Raw genomic sequence first — 13,295 nt, 5'->3', positions numbered from 1 at the left:
CGTCGTGCCACAGTAGTCATTCTGGCTTATCTCCTTATGCGGGATGGATTCCCACACACAAACCATCAGACACCCTCATTGGCACGCCCCGCGCGGTCATCATTTCCTCCAGATCGCGGTAGCTCACCCCGTAGTGGCAGTACCACCGCACTGCCCACAGAATGATGTCACGGGGAAATGACGACCGGAGAAGATACCCATGGCTGTGACTATTTCACGTCGCTCTTCCTACTGCCCCAACTTTGCAACAGCACCGATTCGAGGAATTGACCTTGATGGGATCAGTCAAGGTGCGCACCCCTACCCCACGCTCCTGAAGGTCATGGATCAGGTTGAGAGTGTCACGGACGGTGCGGCCCAGCCGGTCGAGGGTGTGGACGACAATGACATCTCCCGCGCGGGCTTGCTGGAGTCCGGGCCGATTCGTGGTGGATCCGGATTTCTTGTCGACGTAGATGTATTTATCCGCAACATCTTCTTTACGGAGCGCGTCGATCTGACGGTCGAGGTCTTGTTTTGCGGTGGAAACCCGGGCGTTACCAATATCTATGACCCACAGCGTGCCGGAAGTCTATTCTGCAGCAGGTTTTGCGAGTCAATTCGTTGGAATAGCTTGTGGAACAGTCCTCTCCTGGGGCTGTGTATTTTCAATTGGTTTCATTAAGGGTGTCTCACTTCCTTGGAAGTGGGACACCCTGATCGGTACGTGGGCCGCCACTGGCCTGGGCCGGAAGCTGCCGGCAATAGCCCTCACCTTTAAATCACGTCGGGAACACCGCCAACTAGGCGGCCGCTTCCTTCCTGCGCAGTGAAGGCCTCAGCCTGAAAGTGCAGACGACCTCTAGCAACAACGCCATCCCATGTTGAAGTTAGTTCAGCAACAACTGTATAGTTCAGCACATGCTGACTATTGCTTCTCGACTAGACGTGATGAACCGGTTGGGTCGGGCCATGGCGGATCCGACTCGTTCCCGCATTCTCCTGGCGCTGCTGGAGGGACCGGCCTACCCGGCCGCTCTCGCCCAGGATCTGGAACTGACGCGCTCGAACGTGTCGAACCATCTCGCTTGCCTGAGGGACTGCGGAATTGTTGTCGCCGAACCGCAGGGGCGACAGACCCGCTACGAGATCGTTGATGCTCATCTGGCGCAGGCGTTGAACGCGTTGCTGGATACCACCCTGGCCGTCGATGACAACGTCGAATGCATCGACGCCGGATGCGCCGTACCTGGGTGTGTCACTGGACAGGAGAGTGCGTAGTGGTAACCGGTCTACTGTCGGCGATTGGTCTGTTTATCGCCACCAATATCGACGACATCATTGTGCTCTCGCTGTTTTTTGCCCGCGGGGCGGGGCAAAAAGGGACCACGCTTCGGATTCTGGCTGGGCAGTACCTCGGCTTCATGGGCATCCTCGCGGCCGCAGTCCTGGTCATGCTGGGGGCAGGAGCATTCCTACCTGCTGAGGCGATCCCGTACTTCGGACTAATTCCCCTGGCCCTGGGACTATGGGCGGCCTGGCAGGCTTGGCGAAGCGATGATGACGACGATGATGATGCGAAGATCGCCGGGAAAAAGGTGGGTGTGATGACCGTCGCCGGTGTGACGTTTGCCAACGGTGGCGACAATATCGGCGTCTACGTTCCGGTCTTCCTCAACGTGGACACTGCCGACGTCATCATCTACTGCATCGTTTTCCTCGTCCTGGTGGCAGGCCTGGTCCTGCTGGCAAAGTTCGTGGCCACCCGCCCGCCCATCGCAGAAGTCCTTGAGCGCTGGGAGCACGTGCTGTTCCCGATCGTCCTGATCGGCCTGGGCATCTTCATCCTCATCAGCGGCGGCGCCTTCGGCCTCTAATAAGCCCATCCCGAGTGAACTGACCCCCATTTTCTGGACTGGGTTAATTCTAAATGGTTAGGGTCTTTGCGGGGGCCTGGTTCCGATACTGCATCGGGGCCAGGCCCTTGAATCGTTCTTGGAGGGTGCTGTTGCAAAGTTGGGCGGGGAGAGCAGCGAAGACTCAGTTTCTCATCCCCTGATGACCGCTGCGTGTGGGCGTTGTTAGGCCGTCTCGAAGACTCGATTGACGATCACCGCGTCCGGGTTCGGTTGCCCGTGAGGGCAAACATCGTGCCTTGCCCTTTCCGTAATGAGTGCATCGCTTCCATCCCTTTCAACGTCCGATGTGCAGATGTCCGGTTCTTAAACGCGCCTTTCGGCCCGAGGGTCCGCTTCAGTCGACCATGGTCGCCTTCCAGGATGTTGTTGAGGTATTTCACCTGCCGTTGTTCCACTGTTGGCGGGCCGATTCCCTCGGACTTCCACTCGGCGATTGCCCTGGCTAGGGAGGGTGCTTTATCTGTGTTGATCACTCTGGGATACCCGGCTGGCGCATTGGATCTGAGGGCCTTGGCCAGGAAACGCTTCGCTGCGGCCACGTTCCGCTTCGGAGAGAGGTAAAAAGTCCAGGGTCTGGCCACCGGCGGTGATCGCCCGATAGAGGTAGCACCACCTGCCGCCGACCCGGATATAGGTTTCATCCACCCGCCAGGAACTGGCCTGTGGGCAGAGACAAGGCCCTGGAATGAACTCCTGTCACCAGGGTCATTCCAGGGCATATTTCCCCTGACTAAGAGAAGCAGTGACACAGAAGGCCTACCTCAGCGTGGGCCCTGTGGGCGTGCAGGTTCCGTGTGTGGCTGGTGTGCTGTGGCATGGTCGGCAGCGATTGATGACCGACCTTGGAGCGGGTGCCTTGTCTGGTCTCGCGGTTCAGGGTGGGTGGACTATTCGGCGGGTTGGATCTCGCTCTCGGTGACCCACTTGTGGTTGGTCATCGTCATCCCGTCGACGGTGATATCAACCATGTAGACCGTCTCCTCGGTGGAGTAATCGATGGTGGCCTCAGCACCCTTCATGCCGGACATGTGCTCGGCATCTAGGACAACGCTCGCCCCGTCGGGCAGGGGGGCCTGACCCGGATCGACGAGCTCCTCATGGACGACCCAGCGGTGGTCGGTAACCGGGGCCCCACCCTCGGTGGGAGTGTAGCTGACCGAATAGGTCGTGGTATCAAACGCCCCGGAAATGGTGGCGGTGGCGCCGTCCATGCCGGGCATGTGGTCAGCGGTGAGGATGACCTCGGTGCCCACCGGGTACGTGGGATCCTCGGCCTCTTCAATGCCTGCCGGCGGTGCCCCGCCGTCGGCAGGGTGGTCGTGCCCGCCGTGCTCTTCGTCGGCAGTGGTGGAGTCTTCCTGGTGGGTCTCGTGGGTCTCTGCGGTTGCCGTCGTGGTGCTGGTGGTGTCGGCATCGTCGGAGTTGTCGGCGTCGCTGCAGGCGGTCAGCGCCAGGGTGGAGGTCAGTACCAAGGCGGCGAGGGTAATGCTGCGTTTCATGAGTGTTCCTTTCAAAGGTGGTGTGAGTTAGGAGTCGAGGGACAAGGTCAGTCAGTAACGGTTACGGGGGATATCGACTCACTGTGTTCCTCCTTCCCGTCGGTCGGAGCCAGGTGAGCCGGCTCCAGATCAATGCGGCGCAACAGCTGGGCGTTCAGGGCCACCACGATGGTCGAGGCAGACATCAAGATTGCGCCCACGGCCGGGGACAGCACGAACCCGATCGAGGCGAGCACTCCGGCGGCCAGCGGCACGGCGAGGATGTTGTAGCCAGAGGCCCAGATCAGGTTCTGGATCATCTTGCGGTAGCTGGCCTGGGACAGCTCAATCATCGACAGCACTGCCCGCGGGTCATCACTGGCTAGGACCACCCCGGCAGATTCCATGGCCACATCCGTGCCGGCACCGATGGCGATACCGACCTCCGCGCGGGTCAGAGCGGGGGCGTCATTGACACCATCACCGACCATGGCCACGCTCAGGCCACGCTCCTGTAACTGGGTGACCTTGGTGTCCTTGTCCTGGGGCAGGACCTCGGCGAAGACTTCATCGATCCCCAGGTCCTTGCTCACTGCCTGGGCCACCTGCTGCGCGTCACCGGTGATCATCGCGACCTTCACCCCGCGGTCCTGCAGGGCTTTGACGGCGGCGCGGGATTCGGGGCGGATCTTGTCCTCGACGGCCACGGCACCGATGATCTGACCGTCGCGGACAATATGGAGCACGCCGGCACCACGCCCGGTCCAGGCGCTGGTGGTGTCGGTGAGCTCGGCCGGGGTGGTGAGGTTGAACTCGCGCAGCATGTTCGGCCCACCCACGAGGATCTCAGCGCCATCGACAGTGGCCCGGACCCCGCGGCCGGAGGCGGCGGTGAAACCGGTTGCGCGCAGTGGGCGGCGTGAGGCCTCCGGGTGTGCGGCCGCGGCAGCCACGATGGCGCGGGCCACGGGGTGTTCACTATCGGCCTCGGCGGCGGCGGCCAGGGCCAGCAGGTGCCCTTCCGAAGTACCGGGCACCGGGGCGACACCGGTGACCGCGTGCGCACCCTCGGTCAGGGTGCCGGTTTTGTCGAAGAGCACCACGTCGATGGTGCGCATCCGCTCGAGCGCCATCCGGTCCTTGATGAGCACCCCGGATTTCGCGGCCCGCTCGCTGGAGATCGCAATGACCAGAGGAATCGCCAGGCCCAGGGCGTGCGGACAGGCGATGACTAGCACCGTAACCGTGCGCACCACGGCATCGTCTGGGCTGCCGATGGTGGTCCACACCACCGCGGTGATCAGAGCGGAGATCAGCGCGAACCAGAACAACAACGCTGCCGCCCGATCCGCCAGGGCCTGGGCCCGGGAGGAGGACTCCTGGGCGTCGGCAACCATGCGTTGGATCCCGGCCAGGGCGGTGTCCCCGCCGGTAGCCTCCACCCGGATGCGGACGGTGTTGTCGGTGGCCACGGTACCGGCGACCACCTTGTCACCGGTGTCGCGGAAGACGGGACGGGATTCGCCAGTGATCATCGCCTCATCGAATTCGGCGGCTCCGTCGAGGATGGTTCCGTCGGCCGGCACTCGGGCACCGGCCCTCACCAGCACGACGTCGTCGACGACCAGCTCGGAGATGGCCACGGTGCGGGTAGTCCCGTCGATGACTTTCTCGGCCTCATCCGGCAGCAGGGCAGCCAGCGCGTCAAGCGCGGAGGACGCGGCCCCGAGAGCGCGCATCTCCAGCCAGTGCCCCAGCAGCATGATGGTCACCAGCAGGGCCAGCTCCCACCAGAAGTCCAGCTCAAAACCGCCCAGCCCCAGAGTGGTGACCCAGGAGGCCACAAACGCCACGGTGATGGCCATGGCGATCAGGAGCATCATCCCGGGTTGGCGGGATTTCAGTTCTTTCCATCCGCCCTTGAGGAAAGGCATTCCGCCGTAGACGAAGATGATCGTGCCCAGCACCGGGGGGATCCAGGTGGAACCAGGGAATGCCGGGAGGTGGTAGCCGAGCAGGTGGGCGACCATGGGGCTGAAAATAACGACGGGAATGGACAGAATCAGCGACCACCAGAAGCGGCCCCGAAACATTGCGGTGCTGTGTCCGGCGTGTTCGCCGTGACCATGAACGTGGTGGTCTTCGTCCAGGGCGGAGTGCGGGTGATCGTGGGGCATCGCCTGGCCGTGGGTGTCGGCATCTGCGTGGTGTTCATGGCTGGCATGATCCGGGTGGTGGGTGTGGTCTGTTTCCGGAGCGGGGTGATCACCATGGTGAGCGCCCGAATGATTGGGAGTGCTCATGACGTTCCTTTCGCTCAACCCGGTCGGGGTCGAGATGATGGGTAAAACTGATCAGGATAAGACGGCGTAGCCGGCCTCCTCAATGGCCCGGCGAACCATCTCCGGAGGTACGACACCGGTGACCGTGACGGTGGAAACACCACCAGCAGCGAGATCAATCTGGACGTCGTCGACCTGGGGGAGGGCCTGAAGAGCCAGGGTCACGCTTTTCGCGCAGTGCCCGCAGGTCAGGCCGGTGACCTGGTAGCTAGGGGAGGACCCTCCTGCTGACGAGTCGCTAGCGGCAGGGATGGAGGCGCTGTCGGCACGTGAGGCAGGTCCGCAACAGCTGCAGCCGTGGGAGACCATCGGCAAGAGGCGGGGCGGGGAGGTGATCATGGGAAAGCTCCTACGGGTCGGTGGGGTGCGGCGATGCCGCTCTCTAGCGTATACCCCCAGGGGGTATATATTCAGCATACCCCCTGGGGGTATATTTTCAAGGGGTAGAGGGCACGGCCCTCACGCGGGGCAGGGTGTGGTCACCGAGCAGCCTCCTCACTGTCGGGAGGGGACAGCGGGAGGCGGAGGGCAAACACCGCTCCGCGACCAGGTCCGGGGGAGGTGGCGGTGAGAGTGCCGCCGTGAGCCTCGATCAATGCCTTGGAAATGGTCAGACCGATACCGGCCCCGGCGGCGTCCCGGCTGCGGGCGGCGTCCCCCCGGTAAAAGCGTTCGAAGATGTGTCTGAGCTGGTCAGGTGGGATGCCCTCGCCGTCATCGGCAACGTGGATGAGCGCGGTGGACGCCCCCTGTCGGTGGACGCTGATCCGGACCTGCCCGCCGGCTGGGGTGTGCCGTAGCGCGTTCGACAGGAGATTACTCATCACCTGGCCGAAGCGTTGCCGGTCCACGAGCACCCGGGCGGTGTCTGTAATGGTCTCGACCTGTAAATCGACGCCTTTGTCAGCATAAGCTTCCCCCGCGGCAGCAGCGGCGGTATGGAGCAGTTCCCCGAGCCCTTCCTCCGTCAGGTCCAAATCGATCCGGCGTTCCTGGGCCCGGGAAACATCGTCAATGTCTTCCATCAACCGGGTCAGGCGGGTGAGTTGGTCAGCCATGATCGTGTGGGTGGCATTATTCCAGTCCACGACCCCGTCCTGGAGACCATCGAGGTAGACCGTGAGCACCGATAAGGGGGTGCCCATTTCGTGGGCCAGATCAGAGAGCATCTGGCGGCGGACTTGTTCGGTGTGTTCCAGCCGGTCGGCCATGGTGTTGAAGGCATGCGCCAGGGTGGTGACCTCGGGGCCTGCTTCTCCGGCGGGCACGCGGATACGGTAGTTGCCGGCCGTCAGGCTGGTAGCGGCGCGGGTGAGATCCTGCAGGGGGGTGCGCAGACGACGCGATAACCACAGGCTGGCCAGCAGGGCGCTGATCAAGGCAGTGGGCAGGGCGACGGCCAAGGTGATCAGGTTGGCGCCCCGGTAGGCCTGCTCGGCATGGAACAGCTCCAGCGAGGGGTCCTCCCGGCCGGTCATCAACATATGATCATGGAACAGGATCGGACCCACCATCGTGGCCACGGCCGCGGCCACCAGCAGGCTAATCACCACCACCAACACCTGGGCGGCCAGGAAGCGGAAGGTCAGGCCGGGTCCGTGATTCATGGCTGCCCCACCCGGTAGCCCACGCCACGCACGGTGTCGATAAACCCCCGGCCCCGGGTGTCGGTGCCGAGCTTGCGACGCAAGTTGCCGATGTGGACATCGACGATGCGTTCATCACCGACCCAGGTGGTGTCCCAGACCTCGGAGACCAGGTCGTGGCGGGTCAGCACCTGGCCGGGGCGCAGGGCCAGGGCAACCAGCAGCTCGAACTCCGTGCGGGTGAGCTCCACGGTCGTCTCCCCCACCCGCACCTGATGGGCGACGGGGTCAAGGATGAGGTCACCAACGATCAGGGGAGTGGTCACCTGCGGTGGGGTGGTGCTGGTGCGCGGGCGGCGCAGCACCGCATACACCCGGGTCACCAGTTCCCGGATGCTAAAAGGTTTGGTGATGTAGTCATCCGCCCCCAAGGTCAAACCGCTGATCTTGTCGTCCTCGCTGCCACGCGCGGTGAGCATGAGGATGTAGCAGTCCGAGAAGGTGCGGATCCGTCGGCACACCTCCAGGCCGTCGAGTTCGGGCAGCCCCAGATCCAGCACCACAACATCGGGGGAAAAGCGACGGGCCTCGTCCACGGCCTGGGTGCCGGTGTGCGCCTGGCGGGTATCGAAGCCGGCCCGGATGAGGTAAGAAGCCACCATCTGAGCTAGGGGTTGTTCATCATCGACGACCAGCACCCGCCCCGGGGGCGTGGCGGTGGTCGGTGTGCGGTCAGCCATAGGCCCTAGTATCGTTCCGGCCAGGGGGGAATACCACCCTCGCTCAGTGCCCGGCGGGAAATCTTCATCAAATCTTCAAACATCACCCTTCGACCGCCGTCACCCCTGTGCCCCACCCCGGGTCGGCGGCATCGCCTCCCCTGGTCAGCTCAGCAGGCGCCACCAGGGATTTCACTGCCTGCACCGCATACCCGGGGCGGTTAGTAGGACATCGCCCACGGCTGTGGGGTGGTGTCCCGGTGGTGACCCAGCCCACCGAATTCACCCCCTTTTCGCCCTGTTATAAGGCTGTGAGCAGGGTTTTTAATTTCTGGGCCGTCAGGCACCCGTGCTAGATAAAGGTATGGCATCGACCTTGAGGCGGTGTCTTCTCACCGTCTTACCACGATCCAAGGAGATTGACGTGAAACGAGCAGCGATCGCAGCCGCCGCCCTTGCCCTCGCCCTCACGGGGTGTTCGGCCACCGACCCGGAACTCACCGCCGAAGGGACGGTGTCCCAGGATACATTCCTGACTACCCATGGCCTGGCCGCCATGGACGCGGTGGAGATCATTGATCACCTCGACCGGCAGAAGGTCACTGAGCGTCCCACGGATCTGATCGCCTCCGTGCGTGCCGATGAACTGCTGCTCTCGAGCGATGGCCAGGAAGTCGTGGTCGATCTTCCCGACAATCAGACGTATGTCTCGATCGCACCCTATCTCACCTCCACCCACGACTGCTTCTACCACAGCCTCACGACCTGCCGGGGGGAACTCGACAATGAGGACATCCAGGTCACGATCACCGATGAGGCGACCGGTGAGGTGCTGGTGGACGAGGCGACAACCACCTTCGACAACGGGTTTATTGGCTTCTGGCTTCCCGATGATGTCACCGGCTTGATTGAGGTCAGCTACCAGGGGCGTACCGGCACCACGGAGTTTTCCACCACCGACGACGGTGCCACCTGTGTCACAGACCTGCGCCTGACGTGATGGCTCAGCAGGGTCCTCACCTGCGCCTGTCTCCCGTGTCACTGAAATCTAGCACCAAGGAAGGTTAAATCATGATGAACGCGTTTTCCCGACGACAGTTTCTGCTCGGCGGGCTCGTCCTCGCTGGCACCGGGGCCGTGGCCGCCTGCACCAGCGACCCTGGACCCGCTGCCTCGGCACCAGGTCCCTCCCTTCGCCCCACTCCCACCCCCACGGGCCTGACCCCCGGAAAGTGGACACGTCGGGGTCAGGCCCCTTCGATCCTGCCGGCCTTATAACGCACGACCCGAACACTTACGCTCCCTGAGACGGTCCGCGCGTATTTGATGTAGGCCACAGCAGAAATCTACTACGGCCTTAGTCCGCGAAAACGCCCTTCCAGCACAATATAATCCCAGGCCACAGCGTTGCGGCTGAGAAAACTCTGGATTTGTTGTGAAAGTCAGGGCGCTGGCGATGGCGAATGGCATCCCGGCTAAGGCGGTCGGTGACGGCATCTACACGCACCCGTCAACCTCCGAGGTGTTCAACGCCTTGTTGGCGTAAAACAAGAACGACCCGGCTGGCCATCGAAGGCCAGCCGGGTGTTCGGCTCCTGAGGTTTAGAAGGCAGCGGAGGACAGTGCGCTGAGAACCTCAAACGGGAAGTTGACGGCAGTCTGGGCTGCATCGAAGAGAACATCGAAGATGTTTTCAAAGGTCGAGCTCATGATTTTCTCCAATCTGTAGGTGATGTCGTTCAACTGAGCCGTAGCTCGTGGGATCTACCCTAAAAGTAGTAAGTCGTCATCGCAACGACCTCTAGGTTCTTCACAGTTGACCCTGTGAACATTTCAAATATGTAACGCTCATCTCTCCAGTTCACGTGCGCTTTCGCCGATCGAACCTGGGAATCTGTGTGCGGAAATTCCCAGGCGCGTCCCAGGCGTTTATTCAACCGTGGTGAAGTAGTCCTGCAGGATACCGTAGGACTTCTTCAGGCGCTGGGTGGTGCCGAAACGCTCCCAGTTGTCCCACGTGTAGCGCGCCGCAGACAACTCGCGCAGTGCGCCATCCTGGACGACGCCGAAGCTAATGCCGACGTCCTTGGTGAACTGGCTGTCGTAGATATTGTCGGATTTCACGAAGTCTGCGGTGATCTCCTTGCGGCTGGGATCGCGCACGTTGAGCAACAACCGCGCAATGCGGACCTCAAGGGGCTTCTTGTCCGCTGACCACGCGAAGTCCGCGAGCGAGTTGTAGTCCGGCGAGTCTGGATTCGCGTTGCCTTCGCGCAGCTTGCCCGTCTCATTTTGCTTAAAGAGGATGGTCTGGTCCGTCTCGGGATTGAACATCTGCTGATTGAGCACGTAGTTGATGGGGGCAAACTGGCCGGAATTCTTGCGCTCCATCGCCTCAGGCACCGGAATGTACCCGTACGCGAAGCCATAGAGGTAACTGTGGATGTCGTAATACGGGTCGACCTGCACACGTTCTTCGGCCTTGTCGAAGGTCATGAGGAAGTCGTTGGGGAAGGTTGTGGGGGTGCCTAGCGCGCTTGAGTTGCCCTGGTCCGGAATGCTGTCGATGAGCATGGCGGGGAATCCCTCGGCCCCCCTCATTCATCTCGAACTTGAAGTAGAGATAGTGTTCATCGTGGTCGACGGACGCCTCCCGAATTTCATCATCGCCCGTGTAGAACGGCGGCACCGTCCAGTCGCTGCCATCGCCGTCCACCTTGACCTTGAGCGAGTCGAAGCTCACGAGGCCGAACTCTTGCTCGCTGGTTTGCGCATTGGACCCATCAGGAGCAGGTAGGAACTCGGCCCAGAAATCCAGTTCCGCATGACGGATACGCGACTGGGCCACCGCCTTCGGGCAAGCGGGATTGGTATGGGCAACGAACGCGGCAGGAGTACCAGGAGGAGGGGGATCGACAAGTGCAACGGGTTCGGTCATCACAAGGTCCTCAAAGAAGAGAGAAAGGGCCAACAGAAACAGTAGAACGAGTTCTTGATCGAAAACATATACGAGACTCTCAACATGCGCTAGGGGTAGTTGGAAGGGTTGAGTGAAAAGGACGCAAGAACGCAAATTGGTCGGATAAAATACGTGAGATTCACCAGTACATCATCCATATTGAGCGCATGATTACTGTGATTCAACCGTGCCCCAAGGTCACCCTCGACCGTTTTAGTCAGTGGCTTGAAACAGACTTTCGGATTGTTGGGCTTTTCCGGGATAGGGTGCCTCGGGTGGAGGAGTGTGCAGGGGGCATCGTCGTGCTGGGCGGCACGATGAACGCCGTCGAAGGGCCGGAGTGGCTGCCGGCTTTGCGGCAGTTGCTCGTGGATGCGGTGGATAAAGAGATTCCGGTTCTCGGGATTTGTCTCGGACACCAGATTCTCGCCACGGCTTTCGGCGGCGAGGTCACGGTAAAGAAAATGGACGCCAAGGAGGATGGGCCGTACGAGATTCGTGTGAACGACGCGGGGCAGGCGGATTCGGTCCTGCGCGTGCTCGGAGAGAGCGCCATCAGGCCGGAGTCGCACAATGATGCGGTGACGGTACTTCCGCCGAACGCGCAGCTCCTTGCATCGTCATCCCGGTGTGAGGTTCAAGCCATGCGGATCGGCGGTGTCTGTGCAGTTTCACCCGGAGGCCTCGCCTGCGACGATGGCGCGCTGGGCCGAGATGTCGGGGCTGGATGGGGCGGAGATGCAGGCTCGCATGGAGCGTGCCGATGCCCCCATCCGCGCCGCTGGCCAGGCTATCGCCGCCGCATTCTCAGCGGAATGCGGCGCTGAGAGGGGCGAGCGGCACGTGCGGGTTGGCGTGATCAACCCAGGCGAGCTCAACGATTTCGGCGGCCGGCTGGGGGAGGATCGGCCGCGGGTACTCAAAGAGGTGCGCGAGGACGGTGTAGCCGGGCTCGTTGGAGGCGGGCGCGGTGCGGGCGCCGAGGGGGACAAGGTCGCGCCTGTCGAGGTGGACGGTGAGTTCTTCGGCGACCTCGCGGACGGCGGCATCGGCAGGCTCTTCGGGGTTTTCGGGCTTGCCGCCGGGGAATTGGAAAGCAGTGGTACCGCGCTTGCGGACCTGGAGGATGCGGCCGCGGGAGTCGCGGAAGATGACGGCGCTGACCTCGATGATGGGCATGGAGGTTAGTCTAGATCCCATGGAGATTGTGGGAGCAATAGATGCCGACGGGCGCTGTGCTCATTGGCACAGCGCCCTTGATGTGGTGGCGAATAAGTGCGCCACCTGCGGCAAGTGGTTTGCCTGCGCGTGGTGTCACGCGGCGGACCATGCGTTTGGGCAGATGCCCTTAGACGAACCCGCCGTTATGTGTGGGGTCTGTGGGCACCAGATGACGTTCCATGAGTACGGGACGGAGTGTCTCTCGTGCGGTGCCCCGTTTAATCCCGGGTGCAAGCTGCATCCGGAGCTGTACTTCCAGGTCTCCGATTAGAAGGAGGACAGGTTGGCGAAGTCGCCAGCCTGGATCTTGGCGATGGCCGCCTGGATGAGCTGCGGGACGTTGGGAACGCGGACGGTGACGTTCGCGGCCGGGACCGGCACGTCGATGGTCGGCTGGCCAGCCTGGACGAACAGCGGGATGATGCGGGTGTTGTTCTGCGCCGGAGCCTGGTTGTTGGTGTTGCTCTGGTTATGTGCAGTGTTCGACTGGTTGTTCGCCGGGGCTGGGGTAGTAGTGTTGGTGTTCGTGGTCGTGCCACCATTCGCCAGGTTGCAGCGGGCGATGGCCTCATCGGCGCGGGAGATGGCGTCGCGGATCTGGGAGCCGCGGGAATCGAAGGTGGCGACGGCGAGCGCCTGGCGCTTCTTGTTGTTGTAGTCCGTCGGATTCGTGTAGTACTTCGCCGCCTGCTCACAGGAAATCTGGCCGGAAGGAACCTTGGCCAGGTAGTCATCGATGGCGTCGGCGGATGCTGCCGGGGCAGCGAGGGTGGCGGTCAGGCCGGCAGTGGCGGCGAACAGGGCAGCTTTACGTGCGATAGTCATGCGGGCCATTGTGTCACGAATGTGACGCATGTGAAAGACCTGTGTGCAGGGTTTGTGGGGGGCTTCCCTCGCGTGACCTGGGAAATTCACGAGGATAATAGATTCCTGCCAAGTGCTGAATAGTTTCCGGCAACAGGTGATGCTGATCACCTACGATGGGACCAAAGTTCCCATTTCTCGAAAAGTAAGGGGCTCTTCCGGTTTTAGAGTGCATTGATTTTGTGTCGGATGTTGGCGGCGTGAATCAGGCACCGCAATATGTAGTGG

The 13,295-nt window shown here is 62.0% G+C and carries 13 protein-coding genes and 4 pseudogenes; 6 read left to right on the top strand and 11 right to left on the bottom strand.

Translation table 11 applies throughout. The features are described 5' to 3' along the window. Positions 1-76: 76 nt before the first annotated feature. Together ABJ196_RS12510 and ABJ196_RS12505 are read right to left on the bottom strand one after the other, a co-directional pair. Positions 77-201 (bottom strand): annotated as a pseudogene (locus ABJ196_RS12510) (IS6 family transposase); the annotation flags it as partial. A gap of 58 nt (positions 202-259) precedes the next feature. Beyond that, positions 260-550: pseudogene (locus tag ABJ196_RS12505) on the bottom strand (recombinase family protein); the annotation flags it as partial. A 350-nt stretch (positions 551-900) separates the two neighbouring features. Between ABJ196_RS12505 and ABJ196_RS12500 the strand changes: the two are divergent. Then, positions 901-1,260, top strand: coding sequence for a metalloregulator ArsR/SmtB family transcription factor (locus ABJ196_RS12500; protein WP_035106074.1), 360 nt, complete (start codon positions 901-903; stop codon positions 1,258-1,260). Then, positions 1,260-1,856 (top strand): cadmium resistance transporter, encoded by a 597-nt coding sequence (locus tag ABJ196_RS12495; protein ID WP_066491223.1) that lies wholly within the window; start codon positions 1,260-1,262, stop codon positions 1,854-1,856. Before ABJ196_RS12500 ends, ABJ196_RS12495 begins: the two co-directional genes overlap by 1 nt. Positions 1,857-2,060: 204 nt before the next feature. On the opposite strand, the pseudogene ABJ196_RS12490 reads toward ABJ196_RS12495, so the two are convergent. The 6 genes and pseudogenes from ABJ196_RS12490 to ABJ196_RS12465 form a co-directional block, all read right to left on the bottom strand. After that, positions 2,061-2,561, bottom strand: a pseudogene (locus tag ABJ196_RS12490) (IS6 family transposase); the annotation flags it as partial. Between the two features lie 224 nt (positions 2,562-2,785). After that, complete coding sequence (locus ABJ196_RS12485; protein ID WP_347307546.1) at positions 2,786-3,397, bottom strand: YdhK family protein; 612 nt, start codon at positions 3,395-3,397, stop codon at positions 2,786-2,788. 47 nt (positions 3,398-3,444) lie between these two features. Continuing rightward, on the bottom strand, positions 3,445-5,679 hold the full coding sequence (locus ABJ196_RS12480) for a copper-translocating P-type ATPase (RefSeq protein WP_086890427.1): 2,235 nt from the start codon (positions 5,677-5,679) through the stop codon (positions 3,445-3,447). Between the two features lie 51 nt (positions 5,680-5,730). Then, a complete protein-coding gene (locus ABJ196_RS12475; protein WP_035106071.1) occupies positions 5,731-6,057 on the bottom strand; it encodes a heavy-metal-associated domain-containing protein in 327 nt (108 codons plus the stop codon). 140 nt (positions 6,058-6,197) lie between these two features. Next, a complete protein-coding gene (locus tag ABJ196_RS12470; protein WP_347307543.1) occupies positions 6,198-7,325 on the bottom strand; it encodes a HAMP domain-containing sensor histidine kinase in 1,128 nt (375 codons plus the stop codon). Then, entirely contained in the window at positions 7,322-8,044 is a 723-nt protein-coding gene (locus ABJ196_RS12465; protein ID WP_086890425.1) for a response regulator transcription factor, read from the bottom strand. Before ABJ196_RS12465 ends, ABJ196_RS12470 begins: the two co-directional genes overlap by 4 nt. A gap of 403 nt (positions 8,045-8,447) precedes the next feature. Here ABJ196_RS12465 and ABJ196_RS12460 point away from each other — a divergent pair, with 403 nt between their 5' ends. Further along, positions 8,448-9,023, top strand: coding sequence for a CueP family metal-binding protein (locus ABJ196_RS12460; protein WP_070540093.1), 576 nt, complete (start codon positions 8,448-8,450; stop codon positions 9,021-9,023). Between the two features lie 71 nt (positions 9,024-9,094). Beyond that, a pseudogene (locus ABJ196_RS12455) lies at positions 9,095-9,244 on the top strand (multicopper oxidase family protein); the annotation flags it as partial. A 708-nt stretch (positions 9,245-9,952) separates the two neighbouring features. Here the strand turns inward: ABJ196_RS12455 and ABJ196_RS12450 are convergent. After that, on the bottom strand, positions 9,953-10,597 hold the full coding sequence (locus tag ABJ196_RS12450) for a hypothetical protein (protein ID WP_257045238.1): 645 nt from the start codon (positions 10,595-10,597) through the stop codon (positions 9,953-9,955). Positions 10,598-11,149: 552 nt separating this feature from the next. On the opposite strand from ABJ196_RS12450, the gene ABJ196_RS12445 reads away from it, so the two are divergent. Continuing rightward, positions 11,150-11,809: a type 1 glutamine amidotransferase gene (locus tag ABJ196_RS12445; RefSeq protein ID WP_347307539.1), complete on the top strand. Its 660-nt coding sequence runs from the start codon at positions 11,150-11,152 to the stop codon at positions 11,807-11,809. Here the strand turns inward: ABJ196_RS12445 and ABJ196_RS12440 are convergent. Further along, the gene (locus tag ABJ196_RS12440) at positions 11,790-12,161 is read right to left on the bottom strand and encodes an NUDIX domain-containing protein (RefSeq protein WP_257045236.1); all 372 of its coding nucleotides are present in this window, start codon (positions 12,159-12,161) and stop codon (positions 11,790-11,792) included. The genes ABJ196_RS12445 and ABJ196_RS12440 overlap by 20 nt on opposite strands. On the opposite strand from ABJ196_RS12440, the gene ABJ196_RS12435 reads away from it, so the two are divergent. Continuing rightward, positions 12,109-12,474 carry a CHY zinc finger protein gene (locus tag ABJ196_RS12435; protein WP_306430263.1) on the top strand — a complete coding sequence of 122 codons (366 nt, stop codon included), beginning with the start codon at positions 12,109-12,111 and terminating at the stop codon, positions 12,472-12,474. The two genes, ABJ196_RS12440 and ABJ196_RS12435, sit on opposite strands and share 53 nt — an antisense overlap. On the opposite strand, the gene ABJ196_RS12430 is transcribed toward ABJ196_RS12435, so the two are convergent. Further along, complete coding sequence (locus tag ABJ196_RS12430) at positions 12,471-13,028, bottom strand: hypothetical protein (RefSeq protein WP_257036379.1); 558 nt, start codon at positions 13,026-13,028, stop codon at positions 12,471-12,473. The genes ABJ196_RS12435 and ABJ196_RS12430 overlap by 4 nt on opposite strands. Positions 13,029-13,295 lie beyond the last annotated feature (267 nt).

Source organism: Corynebacterium sp. SA-MJD20WY100 (genome assembly GCF_039822565.1).
Taxonomy (GTDB): domain Bacteria; phylum Actinomycetota; class Actinomycetes; order Mycobacteriales; family Mycobacteriaceae; genus Corynebacterium; species Corynebacterium phoceense_A.
This window is presented reverse-complemented; position numbering and strand designations above follow the sequence as displayed.

Bases quoted from the DNA above. Each gene is read 5' to 3' on its own strand.
- ABJ196_RS12445 (WP_347307539.1), top strand. From the start codon at position 11,150: ATGATTACTGTGATTCAACCGTGCCCCAAGGTCACCCTCGACCGTTTT.
- ABJ196_RS12480 (WP_086890427.1), bottom strand. From the start codon at position 5,679: ATGAGCACTCCCAATCATTCGGGCGCTCACCATGGTGATCACCCCGCT.
- ABJ196_RS12450 (WP_257045238.1), bottom strand. From the start codon at position 10,597: ATGCTCATCGACAGCATTCCGGACCAGGGCAACTCAAGCGCGCTAGGC.
- ABJ196_RS12465 (WP_086890425.1), bottom strand. From the start codon at position 8,044: ATGGCTGACCGCACACCGACCACCGCCACGCCCCCGGGGCGGGTGCTG.
- ABJ196_RS12430 (WP_257036379.1), bottom strand. From the start codon at position 13,028: ATGACTATCGCACGTAAAGCTGCCCTGTTCGCCGCCACTGCCGGCCTG.
- ABJ196_RS12475 (WP_035106071.1), bottom strand. From the start codon at position 6,057: ATGATCACCTCCCCGCCCCGCCTCTTGCCGATGGTCTCCCACGGCTGC.
- ABJ196_RS12485 (WP_347307546.1), bottom strand. From the start codon at position 3,397: ATGAAACGCAGCATTACCCTCGCCGCCTTGGTACTGACCTCCACCCTG.
- ABJ196_RS12435 (WP_306430263.1), top strand. From the start codon at position 12,109: ATGCGGCCGCGGGAGTCGCGGAAGATGACGGCGCTGACCTCGATGATG.
- ABJ196_RS12470 (WP_347307543.1), bottom strand. From the start codon at position 7,325: ATGAATCACGGACCCGGCCTGACCTTCCGCTTCCTGGCCGCCCAGGTG.
- ABJ196_RS12440 (WP_257045236.1), bottom strand. From the start codon at position 12,161: ATGCCCATCATCGAGGTCAGCGCCGTCATCTTCCGCGACTCCCGCGGC.
- ABJ196_RS12500 (WP_035106074.1), top strand. From the start codon at position 901: ATGCTGACTATTGCTTCTCGACTAGACGTGATGAACCGGTTGGGTCGG.